Below are 20,996 nucleotides of genomic sequence, written 5' to 3'. Positions count from 1 at the left end.
ACCAAAACGCTACAAGTCCACACGCTCCCGCAGCTCCGGTACCCGTGCGCTCCAGCCGAGCCGGTCGCGGAGTTGCACCCGCATGGCGTCCGCCGCCTGCCGCTCACCGTGAGTGACAAACACCTGCTGCGGTGGCTGTCCCGTTTTTTCCAGCCAGGTGAGGATATCCTCGTAGTCACCGTGGGCCGACAGGGCGCCGAGGTCATGCACCTGCGCGCGTACCGGGTAATACTGGCCGTGGATCTTCACCTGCGGCGCACCGCCCACAATGGCCTGGCCGCGCGTACCCACCGCCTGGTAACCCACAAACACCATACTGTTGCGGGTATCGCCGAGCAGCGATTTCATATGGTGCAGCACGCGTCCGCCACTGGCCATGCCGGACGCACTGATGATCACCGACGGATACGGATTTTGTGTCAGCGCGATGGACTCTTCCACGCTGCGCACATAGCGGGTGGCCTTGTCGATCAGGGCACAGTCGGCGCTGCTGATACGCAACTCGCGATGAAAGCGCTGGTAGATCTCGGTGGCAGAGATCGCCATGGGACTGTTCAGGAAGACCGGCACCGAAGGAATCCGGCCCGCCTGTTTCAGGCGCGCCAGATGCAGTAGCAGAAGCTGCGCACGGCCCACCGCAAACGCGGGGATCAACACACTGCCGCCGCGCCCGGTGGTCATCAGGATAATTTCCTCGAGCAGCGCGCTGACGTCACAGGGCTCGTGCAACCGGTCCCCGTAGGTGGATTCCACCACCAGCGCGTCCGCCCGCGGCAGGGGCTCTGGCGGATACATCAGCTCATCCTGCTGGCGCCCCACATCACCGGAGAACACCAGGCGCGTATTGCCGTCATCGATATGCACCGCACAGGCGCCAAGGATATGCCCGACCGGGCTCAACTGGATGGTGAGGTCACCGATACGCTGCGTACTGTGTAGTGCCAGCGGTTGCAGGTTGGCGAGTACTCGCTGCGCGTCCTCGCGATCGTACAGGGGCTCCGCCGGCGAGTGGCGGCTGAAACCGTGCTTGTTGGCATAGCGGGCGTCCTCTTCCTGCAGGTAGGCCGCATCCGGCAGCAATACCGCACACAGCGCCGCAGTGCCACTGCTGCAATACACCGGGCAATCGATCCCCAGACGCGCAAGGCGTGGCAAGTAGCCGCTGTGGTCCAGGTGAGCGTGGGTCAGTACCACCGCATCGAGGCGTTCGAGCTCCGGCATTTTTTTCCAGTTGCGCTCGCGCAGCACCTTTACGCCCTGGTACATGCCGCAGTCCACCAGCAGCCGGGTGTTGCCGGACTCCACCAGGTACCTGGAGCCGGTCACCGTATCCGTGGCACCGAGGAACGTCAGGCGCAAGAGTCGTCTCCTCCACCCTCCGCGGTCACCGTGTGCCAGCCGAGCTGCTGGCCGAGGCAGTGCATGGCTTCGTCCACGCTATCCACCAGGTGAAAAAAGTCGATGTCCTTGCGGCTGATATAGCCGGACTCCACCAGCAAATCGAAGTCCACCAGCCGCTTCCAGAAAGCACTGCCGTAGAGCACCACCACCAGCGCGCGGGTCTTGCGCGTCTGCAACAGGGTCAGTGCATCGAACAGCTCATCCAGGGTGCCGTAGCCGCCGGGGAAGCAGACCAGTGCGCGGGCGCGCACCATAAAGTGCAGCTTGCGCATGGCGAAATAGTGGAAGCGGAAACAGAGCTCCGGGGTGATATAGGGATTGGGGTTCTGCTCGTGCGGCAGCACGATATTGAAACCGGCGGTGATGGCACCGGCTTCACTGGCACCCCGGTTGGCCGCTTCCATGATGCCCGGCCCGCCACCGCTGACCACAGTCACCCGCTCATCCGGGTGCTGCTGGCCATGTTCGGCCACGCGATAGGCAAGCTGCCGCGCGGCCTGGTAATAGGATTCGCCCGAGGGACTGGTGCCACACTGCTCGCGCGCACTGCCGAAGAATACCGCGGTGGCGTCGACGCCCTTGTCCTTCAGCAGCAGGTCGACCTTCATCCACTCGAGCATCAGCCGGGTCGCGCGGGATTCATCGCGCAACATAAAGCAGAGGTCATCGTAGGCCAGGCGATAGGCGTTGTTGGTGCTGATATCGCACACCCCGTCCATAGCCGCATTCGCGACATCCTCGGCCGCGGTGGCGAGCAGTGCGCTTACCGAGCCCGGGCCCTTATCACTGGCGGGGCTGTCTTCGCCATATTCCGAGTTATCTTCGTCACTGTTGGCCATGCCGTTCCCTGTGCCCTGCCCGCGCCGTCACGAGTTGGCGCGGCAGCCGGATCGGCATCCGGGATGTCAGCGCGTCAACTGATAGGTAATCGCCTTCCTGATCGGTGGCAGCAGGTTACTGACCCGCAGCACCGCCTTACGTATCAGTTTCGCCGGCGCTCGCTCATCTGTAAACAGGCCCACCACCTTATTGGTGCCTTCATAGATCGGCAGTGACTCCAGCCGGTGCCTGAACTGGAAACGCCCCAGCGCACGCTGCAGCGGCTTTTCATCCGCGAGCCCGCGCAATTTCAGAAGCTCCGCGGCAAGGCTGTCCGCACTGGCAAGGCCCAGGTTGAAGCCGTGCGCGGTCACCGGGTGCATACCCACGGCCGCATCGCCCGCCAGCGCAAAACGCCGGCTGTAAAACTGCCGGGCGTAGACCCCAACCAGCGGATAGGAGAAACGCGCGTCCTCGCAGCGTACCCCACCGAGTGCGGCATCGCTTTCGCGCAGCACGTGGCGGGCAAAGTCTTCTCCGGACAGGGCACTGATGGCTTCGGCGCGGTTCGACGGCACCGTAACCACCGCGGATGACAGCGTCTGCTCGGCCAGGGGCAACAGCGCCAGGGTACTGCCGTAGCCAAAGCACTCACGCGCGATACCCTCGTGATCGCGCTCGGTGCGCACGCGCCCGACAATCGCGGTGCGGCCAAAGTCGCGCATATCCGCGCCTATGCCGGCCATGCGCCGCACCTCGGAAAAACGACTGTCCGCTGCGACCACCAGCGGCGCTTCAACAAGATCGCCACTGTCGAGTTGCAACTGGCGCAGGCTGCCGCGGCCGTCCAGGCCAGTGACGCTGACACCCACCCGCAGTGTGACATTCGCCTGCGCCGATACACATTCGAACAGCACCCGGCGAATGGCGTAATTCGGCACGATAAAACCGAGCGGGCCGCGTTCGCTGCCCGGGAATGCCAGGCAGTAAGGCGAGGCGCCATCGGTGACATGCGCCGCGCGCAGCGGCGCCACCTCATCGTCCCGCAGCAACGACCAGGCACCGATCTGCTTCAACAGGCGCACGGATTTGTGCGTCAGCGCTATCTCGCGGCCATCGTCCTGCGGCGCAGCCAGCGCTTCCTCAGGCTGCCGCTCCAGCAGCATCAGTCGATAGCCGCTGCCGGCCAGCAGCGCGGCCAGTGCCAGCCCGGCCGGGCCGGCGCCCACAATCGCAATGTCCGTCGCGGTTTCAGTGTGCGACATGCTTACCCCCAAAATATTTTCCCCGGATAAAAATAAACCCCGCAGCGCGGGGTTTATCGATAGCTGGCCAGGTTATAGATCCAGGCCGGAGATCTCTGCATTTTTTACCAGTTCCTGCAGGTAGGCATCGGTCAGCTGACGCCGCTGCCGCTCCTGCAGGTAATCCGCAATCCTGTCCGACACATAGTCAAACTCCAGCGGCTGGCCCGGCTCAGAGTGCTCCACATAAATCAGGTGAACACCGTATTCGGTTTCCACCGGCTGCGGCACCAGGCCGGAGCCCTGTGCGAACACCGCCTGCTGGAAAGGCCCGACGGTATCGCCGCGACCAATTTGGCCGAGGCTGCCGCCGGAGGAATTCGAGGAACAACCGGAAACCGACTTCGCCAGCTCCGCAAACGCCAGCAGCGGGTCGCTGGCGTCCTGTATCTGTTTGAGCAGCTCCAGCGCGGATACATTGGCCTTGGCCAGCGCGTCTGCGTCATTGGGCTCCGCCGCCAGCAGGATATGGCGCACTTCCGCCAGTGGCTCGGAACGGAATTTATCCCGGTGCTGCTCGAAGTAAGCCCGGCACTCCGCTTCCGCAGGCTCTGTAACAGGTACTTCCTGCTGCAGCAGTTGCTCCAGCGCCTGGTCGAAAGCCTCGCTGGCGGTTTCGATGTCAGCGTCACAAAGTTCCAGTGCAATCGCGCGCTCGCGCAGCAGCTCGCCGAACACCAGTGCGCGCGCTGCGGCATAGATGGCATCCCGCGGGGTGGCGGCCGGGTGGTATTGCATTTCCTTGTAAATGGCCTCGCGGGGAATCTCGCGGCCATTGACCTTTACATCGATGGCGAACTCAAATTCAGAACCGCTGGCATCCGAGGCAAGTAGTGCGCTCATAAACTAACTCCGAGCAGTGCGCCCGCGCAGTGCGCGGGCAGATTGGGTTTATATCCGGTTTGGGTGCGCGCTCAACGCGCCGCACGCGCCCTGACAACCTGGTAGTTACGGCGCACATACTGCACCGGCACACTCCAGATATGCACCAGACGGCTGAACGGGAACAGCAGGAACAGGGTCATGCCGAGGAAGATGTGCAGCTTGAAGATGATGTGCACATCGGCAATGGCCGCTGCGGCCGCGCTGCCGTCAAGCGTGACGATGGACTGCGCCCAGGTCATCAGCTTCAGCATCTCGGCGCCGTCCATATGGCCAGTGGATACTACGATGCTGATCAGGCCCAGGATCAGCTGTGCGTACAGCAGCAGCAGGATGGTCAGGTCCATGCGCGAAGTGGTGGCGCGAATACGCGGGTTGGTCAGGCGACGCTTGATCAGGATGGTCAGGCCGACAAAGCAGATAATCCCGAAGAAGCCGCCGATGCCCATGGCCATCAGCTGCTTGGCCGGTGCGGAAATACCGACCATATGCCAGACCCACTTGGGCGTGAGCAGGCCCACGAAGTGACCGGCCAGGATGGCAATCACACCGATATGGAACAGGTAGCTGCCGATGCGCAACTGCTTGCGCTCCAGCAACTGGCTCGACCCGGTGCGCCAGGTGTACTGGTCACGGTCGTAGCGGATCAGGCTGCCCACCAGAAAAATGGTAAGGGCAATAAACGGGTAGAGTCCGAACAGTAGCGTGTTGATGTAGTTCATCTTGTTACTCCAGTCATGCACTGTGCTGCGGCGCTTGATCCGCGCCGGCATTGATCCAGGAAAGCGGCTGGCCGTCGCGGCGCTGCGATTCGCTCGGGCGCATCACGCTGTCACCGCAGGCGCTGCCCTGCGCCGAACTGAAGGACACGGCCTCGTCCTCCCAGATTTTGTCGAGTGCTTCCGGCGTATCGTCGCGCTCCTCGCCGGATACCTGCTGCTGCAGTGCCGCCATGTCGACTTCCACTTCAGAGAGTCGTAACAGCGCGTCCAGCAACAGCGAGTAGGGGCTGTCCTTCTCGCGCAGGCGCGCCGCCAGCAGCGCCAGCACGTGGGAGATGTCCTGCAGCCAACCCTGTGCACCCTCGATGTTGTCGTCCTGTCCCTGGGTTGTGCAGAACTCCAGGTAAGTCGGCAGGTAGTCCGGCAGCTCGCGCTCGCTCAGGGCGAGGCCGGCGCTGCGATAGTGGCCCATGAGGTCCACCATCGCCTGGCCGCGATCGCGCGATTCGCCGTGCACATGCTCAAAGATGTGCAGGGAAACCGCGCGGCCACGCTCGAACAGGCCGTCGTATTCGCTCTGCCAGTCCAGCGCCTCGAAAGACTCGAAGTGCGCAATAAAGGCCAGCAGGTCGTCGCGCACGCGCGGGTCGAGCACCGCTTCATTTGCCACCCAGTGGGTCAGCTCCGGCAGGTTTTTCACCAGCTCGTCGGAGGGATAATCCAGCAGGTGTGCGATCAGATTTAAAACTTTCATTTTCAGTCCACCACTTTCGCCGGGATCACCTGGCGTACCGTCTGCTTCTTGCCACCAAAGATGTTGGTGTCGTCGTTGCCGGTGCCGCAGCCGTTGCCGAAGCTGAAGCCGCACGCAGACTTCATGTCGTAGGCGTTTTCGGCATAGGCCTTGTGGCTGCTCGGTACCACGAAGCGGTCTTCGTAGTTGGCCAGCGCCATGTAGCGGTACATTTCCTCGACCTGGTGCACGCTGAGCCCGGCTTCCGCCAGCAGTTCGCGGTCCTGCACACCATCCACGTGGATGCCGCGCATGTAGGCGCGCATGGCGATCATGCGCTCCAGCGCGCGCTCGACCGGCGCCTCGTCACCAGCGGTGAGCATATTGGCCAGGTACTTGAGCGGGATACGCAGGTTGGACAGGTCCGGGATCTCCGCGTTCAGGCCCACGGTCTTGGTGGCCACATCGCCGTTCTGTACCGCGTTCTGGATCGGTGACAGTGGCGGCACGTACCAGACCATCGGCAGGGTGCGGTATTCCGGGTGCAGCGGCAGGGCCACCTGCCAGTCGATCGCCATCTTGTACACCGGGGATTCCTGTGCGGCGTCGAGCCAGGACTGCGGGATGCCTTCTGCGCGCGCGGCTTCCTGTACCAGCGGATCATTTGGATCCAGGAAGATGTCGCACTGGGCCTGGTACAGGGCTTTTTCGTCCTGTACTGCCGCGGCTTCCTCGATGCGATCCGCATCGTACAGCAGCACACCCAGGTAGCGGATGCGGCCCACGCAAGTCTCGGAGCACACGGTCGGCTGGCCGGACTCGATACGCGGGTAGCAGAAGATACACTTCTCGGACTTACCGGTTTTCCAGTTGTAGTAGATCTTCTTGTAGGGGCAGCCGGATACACACATGCGCCAGCCGCGGCACTTGTCCTGGTCAATCAGGACGATGCCGTCTTCCTCACGCTTGTAGATGGCGCCGCTCGGGCAGCTCGCCACACACGCCGGGTTGAGGCAGTGCTCACACAGTCGCGGCAGGTACATCATGAAGGTGTTTTCGAACTCACCGAAGATGTCCGCCTGCACGTCCTCGAAGTTCTTGTCCTTCTTGCGCTTTTCGAATTCGGTACCGAGAATTTCTTCCCAGTTCGGGCCCCAGTCGATCTTCTCCATGCGCTCGCCGGTGATCAGCGAGCGCGGGCGGGCTACCGGCTGGTGCTTCTGCTCCGGCGCCTTGTGCAAAGTCTGGTAGTCAAAGTCGAACGGCTCGTAGTAGTCGTCGATTTCCGGCATGTCCGGGTTGCCGAAGATGTTCGCCAGTACACGGTGCTTGCCACCAATCTTCGGTTGCAGCTTGCCGTTGTTCTTGCGAACCCAGCCACCATTCCACTTGTCCTGGTTTTCCCACTCTTTCGGGTAGCCGACACCGGGCTTGGTCTCGACATTGTTGAACCAGGCATACTCAACGCCTTCGCGCGAGGTCCATACGTTCTTACAGGTGACGGAGCAGGTATGGCAGCCGATACACTTGTCCAGGTTCAGCACCATGCCGATCTGCGCTCTTACTTTCATTGTGCTGCCTCCTCTTCAGTGGCGAAGCCTTGAGCTGAAGGCTCCATGGTCTGCTCTTCTTTGACGTCTTCTCCGTCGAGCCAGTCCACCTTGTTCATCTTTCTCACGATTACAAACTCGTCGCGGTTACAGCCTACGGTGCCGTAGTAGTTGAAGCCGTAGGACTGCTGCGCGTAGCCGCCGATCATGTGGGTTGGCTTCATCACCGCGCGGGTCACCGAGTTGTGGATACCGCCGCGGGTGCCAGTGGTTTCCGCTCCCGGGGTGTTCACGATGCGCTCCTGGGCGTGGTACATCATCGCCATGCCGTCCGGTACACGCTGCGACACAACTGCGCGCGCCGCGATGGCACCGTTGACATTGAAGATCTCGATCCAGTCGTTGTCCTCGACACCGGCGAGCTTCGCATCGGTCTCACTCATCCACACGATCGGGCCGCCGCGTGACAGGGTCAGCATCAGCAGGTTGTCGGAGTAGGTGCTGTGGATGCCCCACTTCTGGTGCGGGGTGATCCAGTTCAGCAGGATCTCCTTGTTGCCATTCGGCTTCTGGTTGAGCACCGGCTGCACGGTCTTCAGGTTGATCGGTGGCTTGTACACACACATGGTCTCACCGAAGTCGCGCATCCACTCGTGATCCTGGTAGAACTGCTGGCGACCGGTGATGGTGCGCCACGGGATCTGCTCGTGCACATTGGTGTAACCGGCGTTGTAGCTCACATGCTCGTCTTCCAGGCCAGACCAGGTCGGCGAGGAGATGATCTTGCGCGGCTGCGCCACGATGTCATTGAAGCGGATCTTCTCGTCTTCCTTCGGCTTGGCCAGGTGGGTGTGGTCGCGACCGGTCACCTTGCCCAGCGCTTCCCAGGCTTTTACGGCAACCTGGCCGTTGGTTTCCGGTGCCAGCGACAGGATCATTTCCGCCGCGTCCACGGCGCTGTCGATCTTTGCGCGGCCGTCGCGCGCGGAATCCTCGCTCCAGGTACGGTTCAGTTTCTTGAGGAAGTCCACCTCGTTGTCGGTGTTCCAGCTGATGCCCTTGCCACCGTTGCCGAGTTTCTCCAGCAGCGGGCCGATGGAGGTAAAGCGGTTGTAGGTGTTCGGGTAGTCGCGCTCCACCGGAATCATGCTCGGCGCGGTCACGCCCGGTACCAGGTCACACTCGCCCTTCCACCAGGCCTTTACGCCGAACGGCTGTGCGATCTCGGTGGGCGTGTCGTGGTGGATCGGCAGGGTGACCAGGTCGGTCTCCACTCCAAGATGCCCGTCAGTCAGCTCGGAGAACTTCTTGGCGATGCCCTTGAAGATGTCCCAGTCACTGCGCGCTTCCCAGCTCGGGTCCACCGCCTTGGTCAGCGGGTGGATGAACGGGTGCATGTCGGACGTGTTCATGTCGTCCTTCTCGTACCAAGTGGCCGTCGGCAGCACGATGTCCGAGTACAGGCAGGTGGTGGACATGCGGAAGTCCAGGGTCACCAGCAGGTCGACCTTGCCCTCGCTCGGCGCATCGTGCCAGGTCACGTCCTCCGGTTTCTTGCCATCGCTCTCGCCCAGGTCCTTGCCCATCAGGCCGTGCTTGGTGCCGAGCAGGTGGCGCAGCATGTACTCGTGGCCCTTGCCGGAGGAACCGAGCAGGTTGGAGCGCCAGATAAACATATTGCGCGGGAAGTTCTGCGGGTTGTCCGGGTCCTCGTTGGCAAATTTCAGCTCGCCGCTCTTGAGCTGCTGCACCGCATAGTCTTTCAGGTCCATGCCGGCGGCGGCCGCATCCTTGGCCAAATGCAACGGGTTGACTCCCAGCTGCGGCGCGGACGGCAGCCAGCCCATGCGCTCGGCGCGGCTGTTGTAGTCGATGATGGACGCCTGCCACTTGCTCTTGTCGGCCAGCGGGGATACCACCTCGTCCATCTCCAGCTTCTCGTAGCGCCACTGGTTGGAGTGGTTGTAGAAGAAGGAGGTACCGTTCATATGGCGTGGCGGGCGCTGCCAGTCGAGACCAAACGCTAGCGGGGTCCAGCCGGTCTGCGGACGCAGTTTTTCCTGGCCCACATAGTGCGCCCAGCCACCGCCACTCTGGCCGATACAGCCGCACAGCATCAGCATGTTGATGAGGCCGCGGTAGTTCATGTCCATGTGATACCAGTGGTTCAGCGCCGCACCGACGATCACCATGGAGCGGCCGCGGGTCTTGTCCGCGGTGTTGGCAAACTCGCGCGCGACGCGAATCACGTCCTCCGGGCGACAGCCGGTCACTTTTTCCTGCCAGGCCGGCGTGTACGGCTTGTCTTCGTCGTAGCTCTGCGCACAGGCCGGGTCATTGAGGCCGTGCTCGACGCCGTAGTTGGCCAGGGTCAGGTCGTAGACGCTCGCCACCTTGATGGTCTCGCCATCCCTGGTGGTGATGTGCTTGACCGGTACCTTGTACTCGATCACATCGCTGTGCTCGGTGTGCTGGAAATAATCGTACTCGTGGGTCTGGCCACCGAAATAGGGGAAGGCCACCTGCGCGATCTCGTCGGCGTTTTCCTTGAGGCTCAGCTGCAGCTTCACTTCGTCGCCGGTGTTGCCGTCGCGCTGCTCGATGTTCCACTTGCCCTTCTCGCCGGACTCGCCCCAGCGGTAGCCGATGGAACCCTGCGGGGACACCAGCTGGCCGTCGTGGTTGACCGCGATGGTCTTCCACTCCGGGTTGTTGTCCTGGCCCAGATTCTCCGCCAGATCCGAGGCGCGCAGGAAGCGGCCCTGTACCAGGCGGCCGTCACGCTCTTCCAGCGTGACCAGCATCGGCATGTCGGTAGTGGTGCGCACATACTCGGTGAAGTAGGCGCTTGGCTTGTCCACGTGGAATTCCTTCAGGATCACGTGGCCGAAAGCCATTGCCAGCGCGGCATCGGTGCCCTGGCGCGGCGCCAGCCAGGTGTCGCCAAACTTGGAACACTCGGAGTAGTCGGAGGTGATAACGCAGGTCTTGGCGCCCTTGTAGCGCACCTCACTCAGGAAGTGGGCGTCCGGAGTACGGGTCTGCGGGACGTTGGAACCCCACACAATCAGGTAGTTGGAGTTGTACCAGTCGGCGGATTCCGGCACGTCGGTCTGCTCGCCCCAGATCTGCGGCGAGGCCGGCGGCAGGTCACAGTACCAGTCGTAGAAGCTCAGGCAGTTACCGCCGATCAGCGACAGGTAACGGGCGCCTGCAGCGTAGGACACCATGGACATGGCCGGGATCGGCGAGAAGCCGGTGACCCGGTCCGGGCCGTAAGTCTTGGCGGTGTAGACGTTGGACGCGGCGATCAGTTCGTTGACCTCGTCCCACTTGATCCGCACGAAGCCGCCCATGCCGCGGCGCTCCTTGTAGGACTGGGCCTTGGCCGGGTCCTCCACGATGCTGGCCCAGGCTTCCACCGGGTCGGCATACTTGAGCCTGGCCTCGCGCCACAGCTTGACCAGGCGCTTGCGGATCTTCGGGTACTTCAGGCGGTTGGCCGAGTACATGTACCAGGAATAGCTGGCACCGCGCGGACAGCCGCGCGGCTCGTGGTTCGGCAGGTCCGGGCGGGTGCGCGGATAGTCGGTCTGCTGGGTCTCCCAGGTGACCAGGCCGTCTTTGACGTAGATCTTCCAGCTACAGGAGCCGGTGCAGTTCACACCGTGGGTGGATCGCACCACCTTGTCGAACTGCCAGCGGCGGCGATAGCCATCTTCCCAGCTGCGATCGTCATCGGTCTTTTCCCCGTGCCCGCCGGCAAAGGGTTCCTTGTCTTTCTTGAAATATTTGAGTCGGTCCAGGAAATGGCTCATGCGTTACTCCCAGGGAAAATATGCGGTTTAACCATTGCGTTGGCCGGAATATAAAAAGCCCTCGAGCGCGAATCACCCGCCCCAAAAGGGGTAGTGGTGTGCGCCTATACCCCCGAATGGGTAGAGATTCGGATGAACAGTCTGGGTATCGTGTCAGCCACCCCCATGAACCACGGGGCCTGCAGCGCAGGCATGGCCAGCTGATTAAAAAATGTGCGACAATGGCGATCTTTGGTGGTACCCCAAAAACCACCACAGTGAATGCCGGCGAAGCGGCATAATCGGCCCTCCGCGCAAGCCGCCCCCACTCACACAGCCCCTCTAAAGGAGCCCAGGCAACAAATGCTGACCCGTATCCGCCAGTCCATCGTCTACCGCATCGGCACCCTGATGCTGCTGACCGTGCTTGTCGCACTCAGTTCGATGGTGGCGTCCTATGTGATTTCCGATGCGGCCGACAACGACGCCGAAGCGGTGAACCTGGCCGGCTCGCTGCGCATGATGAGCTACCGCCTCGCCGCGACCGCGCCTGCCGGTGACGTTGGGGCTACCCGGGTACTCGCCGACGAGCTGACCCTTCGGCTGGAACGTGTGCTGAGCATTTCCGACTTCAGCGCCGGCGATGACCTTCCGGCGGCCGTGCACTACCGCGCGGTGATGGACGACTGGAGCCTGGATATCCGCCCGCTGCTGGAAAAGGTCGCAGTTGGCGGCACCAGCATGAATTCGCTACAACTCGCAAGCAGCCTGGAACCGTTTATCCAGGATGTCGACATCCTGGTTTCCGACTACCAGAAAATCGCGGAAGAGAAGATCGACCTGCTGCGCATCGTGCAGCTGGGCTCGCTGTTCGCCACGGTACTGCTGGTGTACCTGTCGCTGTATATCCTGCACCGCTCGGTGGAGCAGCCGTTGAAGCAACTGATCCGGCGCTCGCGCAGCATCGCCGAGGGCGACTTCCACACCCACCGCATCGGTATCGACAGCGAGGACGAACTCGGCCTGCTGGCGCGCACCATCAACCACATGAGTGATGTAATCCACGCGAACCAGCGCGACCTGGAGCGCCGCGTGAAGCGCAAGACCGCGCAGCTGCAGCGCAGCCATGAGGCGCTGGACTTCCAGTACCGGCTGGCGCGCCGTATCAGTGAAGGGCCTCTGTCCGGCAAGGAGCTGGAAACCTGGCTGGCAGAGTTTGCCAGCGTGGCCAAGCTGGACAACCTGGACCTGTGCCTGATGACCCCCGAAGGCGAGGCCCCCTACGAACACCTGGTGCTGGGGCTCGGCAATGAACAGTGTGAGCCCGCCGATTGCAACAGCTGTGTCAGCAGCTGCAGCTCCACCGCCGAAGGCAGCCAGCGCGTATACCGCTTCCCGCTGGAAGTGGACAAGCGCAACTACGGCGTGCTCGTGTGCAGCGTCGCCGCAGATAGCGAACTGGAAGATGAGCAGCAGCAGCGCCTGGCCACGTTCGCCGACAGCATCACTGCGGCCATTGCCATCAACGAGCGCGTCGACCAGGACCGCCGTGTGGCGCTGATGGACGAACGCGCAATCATCGCGCGGGAACTGCACGACTCCCTGGCGCAGTCATTGTCCTACCTGAAAATCCAGGTTACGCGCCTCAATCGCGCCAAGCGCAATGGCCAGATGGATGCGGAGCAGGTGGAAGAAATCATCACCGAACTGAAACAGGGCCTGGATTCCTCCTACCGCCAGCTGCGCGAGCTGCTCACCACCTTCCGCCTGCAGATCGGACAGGGCGGCCTGCGCGGCATCCTCGAGCAGTCCATTCTGGGCTATCGCGAACAGCACCCGCAGATCAGCGTGCTGCTGGACTACCGCCTGGAGGAGATTCCGCTCACCCCGCACGAAGAAATTCACCTGCTGCAGCTGGTGCGCGAGGCCTCCCAGAACGCGGTTTACCACTCACAGGGCAACCTGGTGGAAATCAGCCTGGTGCAGGGCGAGGACCTCGCAGTGCATATCAGCGTGCGCGACAATGGCGTTGGCATCGGCGATTCACCGGAGAAGCGCAACCACTTCGGCATGTCCATCATGCAGGAGCGCGCCAGTAACCTGACCGGCGAGCTGAGTATTCGCCGGCGCGAGAGCGGCGGCACCGAGGTGCGTTTCGAGTTTGTGCCGCAGTATGCGCGCGAGCGCGAGATGCTGTGGCAGAGCGCGTCCTGAGCCCCGTAATACCGGCATGGACTACAGCACCCTGAAATCCCTGCATATGCTGCTCGCGGGCCTGTCCTTCAGCGGCTTCCTCGCGCGTGCCGGCGGGGTGCTCGCAGGTGCTGGCTGGGCCCGCGCCAGGCTCGCCCGCATCCTGCCGCACCTGCTTGATACCGCACTGCTGGTTTCCGCCCTTGTGCTACTGGCGCGCCTGCAATGGTTGCCACTGCAACAGGGCTGGCTGATCGCCAAGTTGTGTGCGCTGCTCGGCTATATCGGCTGCGGTTTCATTACCCTGCGCTTCGCCAGCAACAATCGCCAGCGCCTGCTGGCAACCGCTGCGGGATGCCTGTGTTTTGCCTACATGCTCGCGGCGGCGCTGACCAAGTCCGCCTGGCCCTTCGGGTAAGCGATTATGGGACCGCAACGCAAGCCCGATACCACTGAAGCCATGCGCGACCTGATCCAGGCAGTGCGTGAGGTCTTTCCGTTCGAAATGCCGGCGGCACAGCTGTGTAGCGGCCCCTGCCGCGGCTGCCCGAAAAAACTGCTGGAATTCATTGACGAAGAACTGACGGACTGGGCCACCAGCCTGGATGCCGGTGACGTACCGAGCCTCGGGGAGCTGCAGGCACTCGGCAAGCGCTGCCGCAAGATCCACGCAGCGCTCGCCTCGAACGGTCTGGTTGGGGACAGCCTGGTTGGAACGGTTAGCCGCTAGTTCTTGAGCTCCAGCAGGTATTTGGCCGCCGCCAGGCGAATTTCTTCTGACAGGTGTTTCTGCGGCGGCATCTCCGGGTAATCATCGCGTTTCTTCACCGGGTTGGCCGCATATGCCGCAATGCCCTCCGGGTTATCCATATACAGCGCCTGGATGATCTGTACCGGTGGCCCGATCATGCGTACGTTGTAGGCGTGACAACCGGCACAGATGCCGTGGAACGCCGCCTTGCCCATATCCGCCTTGGCGATCTCGCGCTTGGGCGCCGGCTCCGGCAGCAGGTAGGTGACCGTCTGTGCGGTGGTGGTGAAGCCGCAGGTGCCGAAATCGCCAAGACCGACAGTCGGGTACTGCTTCGGGTTGAGGATACAGCTGCCCGTACTCTTGCCCACGTTGACGATATCTACATTGCCAGTGGTGAGCGTGGCCAGCTTCAGTGCCTTGATTTCCGGGATTGGCTCGGCACCGTTGTCGAACATGAAATTGTCGAGGATTGCCACCTTGTCGGAGTTTGGCTCGGACTCCGGATCCAGGGTGATATTGCCGGCGTTCATATGGTCGGTGATGATAATGCCGGCATTCTTGTTGCCGGAAATGATGTTGCCCTCAATGGTGGTCTCATCGCCGGCCATATTGAGGATGCCGGTGCCGGCAGGCACTCCGGCCACGATCGAGCCTTCCGCAGCGAAGTTGGCGGTATTGTTGTTCACTACAAAATTGTTGCGCACGATGGTATCCACCGTGGTCTTGATGGGCAGGCCCGGGGTGATGAACACCAGGATGCCACCGGTGTTGTTATGGACATAGTTGCTTTCCACGATCGAGTGGCGGCTGTTCTCAATCTCGATGCCGGCAACGCTGTTGAACACCTCATTGTGACTGACGTGGATGTTGTCACACATGCCCACGTAGATTGCCGCGTCCTCGATCTCGCTCAGCACATTGTGGGAAATCAGGCCGTTCTTGCCCAGCTGCGGGAAAATGCCATACACGCCGGTATCGATCACATGGTTATTGCGGATCAGGAAATTGTTACCCGCCTGCCCCATGACCGCATTGCCCTTGTAATGCTGGATGCGGAAGTTCTCCACCGTGATGCTGTTGCCGGAATAGAGGATGGCGTCATTGAGTTTCTTGTCGCCCTCCATCACCGGCCACTCGCCACCGATAATCACACCGCTCAGCTGGATGTCATCCTTGTCGATATAGACCGTCTCGCGGTAGGTCCCGGGGAACACCCGGATGACGTCTCCGGCACTGGCGCTGGCCACCGCCGCCTGGATGGACTCGCCATCCCGGACCTCGATGGTGTTGCCCTTGCCGGACGCACCCACGGATCTGGCGTAGTCGGCTAGCCGGCCGCCCTGCGCGGCACTGTTATTGTCCGCGCCGGCGCTACCATCGGCACCTGCGCTATAGCGAGAGCCATCGCCGACGATCACATGGCTGCGGTCACCACCGAATTTGCTGCCAATGAAGTAGCCTGCCGCCAGAAGGGCCAGGCCTGAGAGGATTGCAACCAGCTTCCCTGCCATTTGCAGATTTCCTTTTTGCTTAAACGATTATTTGGCGAACAGCTCCCGCTCGATATCGCGGAACGCCTTGAACTCCAGCGCATTACCGCTCGGGTCGAGGAAGAACATAGTGCCCTGCTCGCCCGGCTGGCCCTCAAAGCGGATATGCGGCTCAATCAGGAATTCCGGGATCACCTTCCTTACCCTCAAGGCAAATGCATGCCATTGGTCAAACTGCATCACCACCCCGAAGTGTGGCACGGGTACACCATGCCCATCGACAGGATTGGCGATGGACGGCACCTTGCCATCGCGACCGATCCCCGGGTTCAGGTGTGTCACCAGCTGGTGACCGTACAGGTTGAAGTCTATCCAATGATCAGCGCTTCGCCCCTCCGGCAGGCCCAGTTTGGCGCCGTAGAAATCACGCGCCTCATCAATGTCACGCACCTGGATGGCCAGGTGAAACGGGTTCAGTACCATTGCAGTCCCCTAGTTTGCTCCGCCGGCGCGACGATCCGCCCCGGCCTCAATATGGCGTTTGATATCGGCCAGGTCGCCCTCCATCATTTTCACCAGCGCCTTGCGCATGGCGCCTTTCATCAGGAAATTAATGAGCTTCGCCATAACGGTCAGTGGCTCAGCGCCAAAGGACATTTGCAGCCGCGTACCAGTACCCTCTGCCTTAACGCGCATTTCCGAAAGGTAGCGCGCGCCATGGCTCTGCGCCTCGGCGCGATAGTATTGCGGCTCAACCGCCTCAGTAATCCACATGGTCTCTGTGGCGGGCTTGCCATACATCACCCGGGTTTCCTGCCATTTGAGTCCCGTAAGCCCCGATGCTGGCCTCTCCAGCACCTTGACCGCCTGGATGGCGGTTATGACCCGGTCGCAATGCTCAAAGTCCGTGATGACACGCCACACCGCCGCCACATCGGCTTCAATATGAACATCCACACTGATATCCATCGAAATCTCCATGTACTGACTTGAAGCGCGGCTATTGAGGCCCGGCGCCCCAGCTATCTCCCAATAACTGCAGCGCACGGTCCGCATCTGCAGCGCCAACAAAGATATGGTCATGGTAATAGGCGGCGACGACATTGGCACTGATGCCGTGATCCGCGAGCTTACCGGCGACCGCCGCCGTGAGGCCGACAGCCTCCAGGCTTGAGTGCACTGTCAATGTCAGGCGGCGGAAACGCGGAGTACCGGGCTCTATTCTTGCCATGGCCTTGTCTTCAGGCACAATCAGCGTCATCCCTTCGCGCTCACGGAATGCCGCCAGTGGCTGCAGCCCGGCATGATCGCCGTATTCACCATCCACCGTCAGGAAAACATAGATCGCTAGATCCAGTTCCGGCTGCAGGCCAGCCAGCAAGGCCTTGAGATCGGTCTCACCACTCACAATGCATCCCCAATAAACCGGAAGCGTGGCACAACCTGCCTATCCACTTCGACATTTTCAACAAACATCGCTTTAGGGCGCACCCAGATGCTGTAATCTCCATAAAGGCACTGGTACACCACCATCTCTTCCTCTGTCTCGGAGTGTCTTGCCTCACACAGCACCTTGTAGTCCCTGCCCTTGTAGTGCCGGTAAATACCCGCTTTGAGATCTGTCATTTCCTGTCTCTGTTATTTCGGTCTTTATTTTTGCGCGCTCTCATTTTGCGCGCTCTCATTTTGCGTGCTCTCATTTTGCGTGTTTTGTTTTTGCTCTTTTAGATCGCCCGCATCCCGCCGCTCCGGTATTTTCGGGCGCGGCTCTGGGCGGCTCCAGAGGAACGCGAGCACGCATACGAACAGTAGCGCCAGCCCGATCGGCAACCACACATTATCGACCCGGGAATACATGATGACCCAGCTTGCCGCCATAAAAACAGTGGCCAGAACCTTGCTGGAACGGGAAACCGCACCCTGCTGCTCCCAGTCGATCAGCAACTTGCCAAAATGGGGATGTGAATAGAGCCAGCGGTGTAATCGCCTGGAACCCTTGGCGGAAAACCAGGCGCTCAACAGCAGAAAGGGTACCGTTGGTAGCCCCGGTAACAGAACGCCGATCAGCGCAAGGCCCAGAAAAACATAAGCCAGTATCAACGCAGCCCAGCGCGCAAGTTTCATAATTTCCCGCCTTCGCCCCGGCCCATCCGCCGGGCGTCACACCAAACAGACACTAGCATACCCCTAACAGCGCCTGACTGGCGTATTTGCGCCCAAATCTGCCGGTGGCATAAGCATAGAATTTTTTTGTATTTCACCGCAGCGCGCAGCGCCCCTAAACTCCCCGCCCTCAAACAGGAAAACTTGCCGCACCCCGGCCACAACATCAGGGCAAAAGATGACCAACCCCACCCGTATCTCAGCTGCCGCACTCGCGATTGCGGCCCCTCTTTTCAGTGGCGCCGTTCAGGCCACCAATGGTTATTTCGTGGAGGGGGTGGGTCCCAAGTCCCAGGCCATGGCCGGTGTCGGCATCGCGCTACCGCAGGATGCACTCGCGGCGGCAAATAATCCTGCCGGTACTGCCCTGGTGGGCAACGGCCTCGATGTCGGCCTCACCCTGTTCAGCCCCGACCGTAGCGCCCGCATCCGGGGTAACCTGGCCGGCGCCGACGGCGATTACGATGGCAACAAGAAAAGCGCGTTCCTGATTCCGGAAGTCGGCTATACCCGGGAACTGTCACCGCAATGGAGCTACGGTGTGGCCGTCTATGGCAACGGTGGCATGAACACCGGCTATCGCAACAACCCGTTTGCGGCGTTCGGCTCCAGCGGCGATGCGGGCGTGGACCTGAGCCAGCTGTTCATCACCCCTTCAGTCGCCTACCGCCCAACACCGGAGCACGCATTTGGTATTGCCGCGACATTCGCCGCGCAGCGATTCGAGGCGCGTGGCCTGCAGGCATTCGACAACCCGTTTGTTTCCGCCAGCGCCGGCAATGTCACCAACCAGGGCCACGACACCAGCTATGGCTGGGGCGTGAAGCTCGGCTGGATTGGCCGCGTGCATGAAGACCTGAGCCTCGGCCTGTCCTGGTCCTCGCGGATCGAGGCCGGTGATTTCGAGCGCTACGAAGGGCTGTTCGCCGACGGTGGTGGCTTTGATATTCCCGAGAGCTACGGCGCTGGCCTGAGCTGGGATGCCAGCCCGCAGTTAACCCTGGCAGCCGACTGGCAAAAGATCCTCTACAGCGAAATCGGCTCAGTCGGCAACTCCCTCAGCCTTTTGTTTGAAGGCCAGCCACTGGGTGCCAGCGGCGGCCCCGGCTTCGGCTGGGAAGATGTGGCGGTCACCAAGCTCGGAGCAGCCTACCGTGTGAGCAACACCCTGACCCTGCGCGGTGGTGTCAGCCATGCCGAACAGCCAATCCCGGCGGAAGAAGCATTTATCAATATCCTCGCTCCGGGGGTGATTGAAGACCACGTCAGCATCGGTGCAGACTGGAAAACCGGCCTCGGGGAATTCTCGGCCTCCTACGCCTACGCATTCGAGGAAACCGTTGAAGGACAGAACTCCATCCCCATGGCCTTTGGTGGTGGTGAGGCGGAGCTCACAATGAAGCAGGATATCCTGCGCTTTGGCTGGTCGCGCAACTTCTGATTGACTCGCGCTACAGCGAAACCGGTAATGCGCCCCGGGGCGCATTGCCGTATCTCCGGCTTACCTCGACGGGGGAATCGCGTAGGTCCCCACTGCGTGGGCTACGGGCTCATCCAGCCCGTCCGAATTTCAGCTTCGCTGCGCCTGATCGCCTCCAGCTCCTCCTGAGTGAGCGCCTTGTAGCCACGCAGGAATGGCCAGCCATAGCCCCAGCGAAACTCCGTGGGCAGGAAGGGCGTCCCGCCGACCCTGACGCCCGCCAGCATCAGCAGCGCAATCTCTTCCTCTCCTGTTTGCGCGACGCAGGCCTCCAGTGCTTCATCGGCCTCTAGTCGCTGCCGGAAAGTGCCTCCCTTCCAGTAGGCATAGTCGTGTGCACGACAGCAATCGAGCCAGAGCTCTTTCTGCTCCAGCGTCCCGTCTGGGAACGCGCTACAGCCGTCCGAGGTAAAGGGCTTTATCTCCACTGCAGATGCCTGGGCACACCCCAAAACCAGCAACGGTAAAAGAACCAAAAATTTCATTATCGCGACGCTACCTCACTGCGTGCAGGTACGCCCAACCGGGCGGGGACCGCGTTCAGTCCTTTCGCTGCCAGATTTCATACTCCACTCGCACGCCGTCTTCCCAGCGCGCATTGCGCCAGGTATCACCCTCAATCTCGTACAGGAATACGTATTCCTGCCCCTCCGGGGATGAGAAAGAGGTATAGACCGGCCTTTCCACATACTCCTGATCCGTATAGCGGAAACTACCGGCACCGGAACTCCAGAACTTGTCACCCGACATAGTGACAAAGCTGAAGTGATCACCGGCGATAATCTTGATGGATTTCAAATCCAGGTCGCTGTACTGGGTAAGCTTACCCTTGTGATCAAGGTACTCGCCGGAGACCAGTTCCCAGGTGCCGGCAAAAGCGTTGCCGTAGGATGGTGCCGAGACTACCGCTGCAAGCAGGCAGAATATGCGGAAACATAACTTCATGGGTATTACACCAGAGTGTGGGTTTTTAAGTGAATTTTCAGGCGTTCTCGACGTCCCGGCCGCTGTTATCCGCCATCGCCTTTTCATGACGATACACCAGTAGCGAAGCCACCCTGATAGCGCCCAACACAAGCAGGAACAGGGACAGGGCGTAGAGCATCTCCGGCTTCATCTCATGCTTGAACAGCGCGATGAGGATCTCACGCAAAACAAATACGATCGCGGCATCAACAATGGAGGTGAAACGTAGCTTGTGGGAATTGAAGTACTCGACAAGCGATCTGGAGAGTTCGATAAGCACATAGAGCGTCAGCACATCCGCGATAATATCGATGTAATGCCCGGTAATACCTTCGAATGCCAGCAGCTTCCAGGTGGTGACAAAGAGCTGCGCGGTGCCGATCGCGGTACCAAGTATGATAAATACAAGAATAACCGCGAAAACCAGGTCCACGGACTTGTCGAAGTAGACCTTGATTTTTTGACTGATTGATTTACTCACCAGCTAATCCCTGCTTAAAATATATATGCGACCCTGCGATTATCAGATAAATAGCAGCGGTTACCAATAGTCGCTTGATATGCGAATTCCTTTCCTTGTAATGAACGGCCAACCAGACACAGTACTTTGAGGAGGTCGCCCAGGTCACCCGGTGCCTGCAATCCTGATGATAACCCGGCCTTGCTTACCGCTATCACTTAATCGTTCAAAGGCTTTTTTATAGTCGTCGATTCCATACACACTATCGACGTAAACCCGCAG

The 20,996-nt window shown here is 60.9% G+C and carries 21 protein-coding genes; 4 read left to right on the top strand and 17 right to left on the bottom strand.

Going from position 1 to position 20,996, the window contains the following annotated elements:
- Nucleotides 1–9: 9 nt before the first annotated feature.
- The 8 genes from QSJ80_RS10075 to QSJ80_RS10040 form a co-directional block, all read right to left on the bottom strand.
- The gene (locus tag QSJ80_RS10075) at nt 10–1,359 is read right to left on the bottom strand and encodes an MBL fold metallo-hydrolase (RefSeq protein WP_285764322.1); all 1,350 of its coding nucleotides are present in this window, start codon (nt 1,357–1,359) and stop codon (nt 10–12) included.
- Nucleotides 1,350–2,240 (bottom strand): LOG family protein, encoded by an 891-nt coding sequence (locus QSJ80_RS10070; protein WP_285764321.1) that lies wholly within the window; start codon nt 2,238–2,240, stop codon nt 1,350–1,352. Before QSJ80_RS10070 ends, QSJ80_RS10075 begins: the two co-directional genes overlap by 10 nt.
- Before the next feature lie 66 nt (nt 2,241–2,306).
- Entirely contained in the window at nt 2,307–3,485 is a 1,179-nt protein-coding gene (gene ubiM / locus QSJ80_RS10065) for a 5-demethoxyubiquinol-8 5-hydroxylase UbiM (RefSeq protein ID WP_285764320.1), read from the bottom strand.
- Nucleotides 3,486–3,557: 72 nt separating this feature from the next.
- Nucleotides 3,558–4,367, bottom strand: a complete 810-nt coding sequence (locus QSJ80_RS10060; protein ID WP_285764319.1) for a peptidylprolyl isomerase — start codon at nt 4,365–4,367, stop codon at nt 3,558–3,560.
- A gap of 71 nt (nt 4,368–4,438) precedes the next feature.
- Nucleotides 4,439–5,128, bottom strand: coding sequence for a respiratory nitrate reductase subunit gamma (narI, locus tag QSJ80_RS10055; protein ID WP_285764318.1), 690 nt, complete (start codon nt 5,126–5,128; stop codon nt 4,439–4,441).
- A 13-nt stretch (nt 5,129–5,141) separates the two neighbouring features.
- Nucleotides 5,142–5,882: a nitrate reductase molybdenum cofactor assembly chaperone gene (gene narJ, locus QSJ80_RS10050; protein ID WP_285764317.1), complete on the bottom strand. Its 741-nt coding sequence runs from the start codon at nt 5,880–5,882 to the stop codon at nt 5,142–5,144.
- A 2-nt stretch (nt 5,883–5,884) separates the two neighbouring features.
- Nucleotides 5,885–7,432 carry a nitrate reductase subunit beta gene (gene narH / locus QSJ80_RS10045; RefSeq protein WP_285764316.1) on the bottom strand — a complete coding sequence of 516 codons (1,548 nt, stop codon included), beginning with the start codon at nt 7,430–7,432 and terminating at the stop codon, nt 5,885–5,887.
- Nucleotides 7,429–11,229 (bottom strand): nitrate reductase subunit alpha, encoded by a 3,801-nt coding sequence (locus QSJ80_RS10040; protein WP_285764315.1) that lies wholly within the window; start codon nt 11,227–11,229, stop codon nt 7,429–7,431. The genes narH and QSJ80_RS10040 overlap by 4 nt, the downstream gene beginning before the upstream one ends.
- A 342-nt stretch (nt 11,230–11,571) precedes the next feature.
- Here QSJ80_RS10040 and QSJ80_RS10035 point away from each other — a divergent pair, with 342 nt between their 5' ends.
- The 3 genes from QSJ80_RS10035 to QSJ80_RS10025 are packed head-to-tail and all read left to right on the top strand — an operon-like array spanning nt 11,572 to nt 14,131.
- Nucleotides 11,572–13,422 carry a histidine kinase gene (locus QSJ80_RS10035; RefSeq protein WP_285764314.1) on the top strand — a complete coding sequence of 617 codons (1,851 nt, stop codon included), beginning with the start codon at nt 11,572–11,574 and terminating at the stop codon, nt 13,420–13,422.
- Between the two features lie 16 nt (nt 13,423–13,438).
- On the top strand, nt 13,439–13,819 hold the full coding sequence (locus tag QSJ80_RS10030) for a SirB2 family protein (protein WP_285764313.1): 381 nt from the start codon (nt 13,439–13,441) through the stop codon (nt 13,817–13,819).
- Between the two features lie 6 nt (nt 13,820–13,825).
- Nucleotides 13,826–14,131 (top strand): hypothetical protein, encoded by a 306-nt coding sequence (locus QSJ80_RS10025; RefSeq protein WP_285764312.1) that lies wholly within the window; start codon nt 13,826–13,828, stop codon nt 14,129–14,131.
- Here the strand turns inward: QSJ80_RS10025 and QSJ80_RS10020 are convergent.
- Genes QSJ80_RS10020 through QSJ80_RS09995 form a run of 6 tightly spaced genes read right to left on the bottom strand, consistent with a single transcriptional unit; the run spans nt 14,128 to nt 17,769 of the window.
- Nucleotides 14,128–15,666: a parallel beta-helix domain-containing protein gene (locus tag QSJ80_RS10020; RefSeq protein ID WP_285764311.1), complete on the bottom strand. Its 1,539-nt coding sequence runs from the start codon at nt 15,664–15,666 to the stop codon at nt 14,128–14,130. The two genes, QSJ80_RS10025 and QSJ80_RS10020, sit on opposite strands and share 4 nt — an antisense overlap.
- Before the next feature lie 27 nt (nt 15,667–15,693).
- Nucleotides 15,694–16,128, bottom strand: coding sequence for a VOC family protein (locus QSJ80_RS10015; RefSeq protein WP_285764310.1), 435 nt, complete (start codon nt 16,126–16,128; stop codon nt 15,694–15,696).
- 9 nt (nt 16,129–16,137) lie between these two features.
- Complete coding sequence (locus QSJ80_RS10010) at nt 16,138–16,614, bottom strand: SRPBCC family protein (RefSeq protein WP_285764309.1); 477 nt, start codon at nt 16,612–16,614, stop codon at nt 16,138–16,140.
- Nucleotides 16,615–16,645: 31 nt separating this feature from the next.
- On the bottom strand, nt 16,646–17,053 hold the full coding sequence (locus QSJ80_RS10005; protein ID WP_285764308.1) for an ACT domain-containing protein: 408 nt from the start codon (nt 17,051–17,053) through the stop codon (nt 16,646–16,648).
- The gene (locus tag QSJ80_RS10000; RefSeq protein WP_285764307.1) at nt 17,050–17,271 is read right to left on the bottom strand and encodes a DUF1653 domain-containing protein; all 222 of its coding nucleotides are present in this window, start codon (nt 17,269–17,271) and stop codon (nt 17,050–17,052) included. Before QSJ80_RS10000 ends, QSJ80_RS10005 begins: the two co-directional genes overlap by 4 nt.
- A 24-nt stretch (nt 17,272–17,295) precedes the next feature.
- Nucleotides 17,296–17,769 (bottom strand): YbaN family protein, encoded by a 474-nt coding sequence (locus tag QSJ80_RS09995; protein ID WP_285764306.1) that lies wholly within the window; start codon nt 17,767–17,769, stop codon nt 17,296–17,298.
- Nucleotides 17,770–17,986: 217 nt separating this feature from the next.
- Here QSJ80_RS09995 and QSJ80_RS09990 point away from each other — a divergent pair, with 217 nt between their 5' ends.
- Nucleotides 17,987–19,249: an OmpP1/FadL family transporter gene (locus QSJ80_RS09990; RefSeq protein ID WP_285764305.1), complete on the top strand. Its 1,263-nt coding sequence runs from the start codon at nt 17,987–17,989 to the stop codon at nt 19,247–19,249.
- A gap of 101 nt (nt 19,250–19,350) precedes the next feature.
- Here the strand turns inward: QSJ80_RS09990 and QSJ80_RS09985 are convergent, their stop codons facing one another.
- The 3 genes from QSJ80_RS09985 to QSJ80_RS09975 are packed head-to-tail and all read right to left on the bottom strand — an operon-like array spanning nt 19,351 to nt 20,735.
- Nucleotides 19,351–19,773 carry an FAD-binding oxidoreductase gene (locus QSJ80_RS09985; protein ID WP_285764304.1) on the bottom strand — a complete coding sequence of 141 codons (423 nt, stop codon included), beginning with the start codon at nt 19,771–19,773 and terminating at the stop codon, nt 19,351–19,353.
- A gap of 55 nt (nt 19,774–19,828) precedes the next feature.
- Complete coding sequence (locus tag QSJ80_RS09980) at nt 19,829–20,233, bottom strand: hypothetical protein (RefSeq protein WP_285764303.1); 405 nt, start codon at nt 20,231–20,233, stop codon at nt 19,829–19,831.
- Nucleotides 20,234–20,270: 37 nt separating this feature from the next.
- Nucleotides 20,271–20,735, bottom strand: coding sequence for a phosphate-starvation-inducible PsiE family protein (locus tag QSJ80_RS09975; RefSeq protein WP_285764302.1), 465 nt, complete (start codon nt 20,733–20,735; stop codon nt 20,271–20,273).
- Nucleotides 20,736–20,996 lie beyond the last annotated feature (261 nt).

The sequence above is a fragment of the Biformimicrobium ophioploci genome, assembly GCF_030270605.1.
In the GTDB taxonomy this organism is placed as follows: Bacteria; Pseudomonadota; Gammaproteobacteria; order Pseudomonadales; family Cellvibrionaceae; genus Biformimicrobium; species Biformimicrobium ophioploci.
This window is presented reverse-complemented; position numbering and strand designations above follow the sequence as displayed.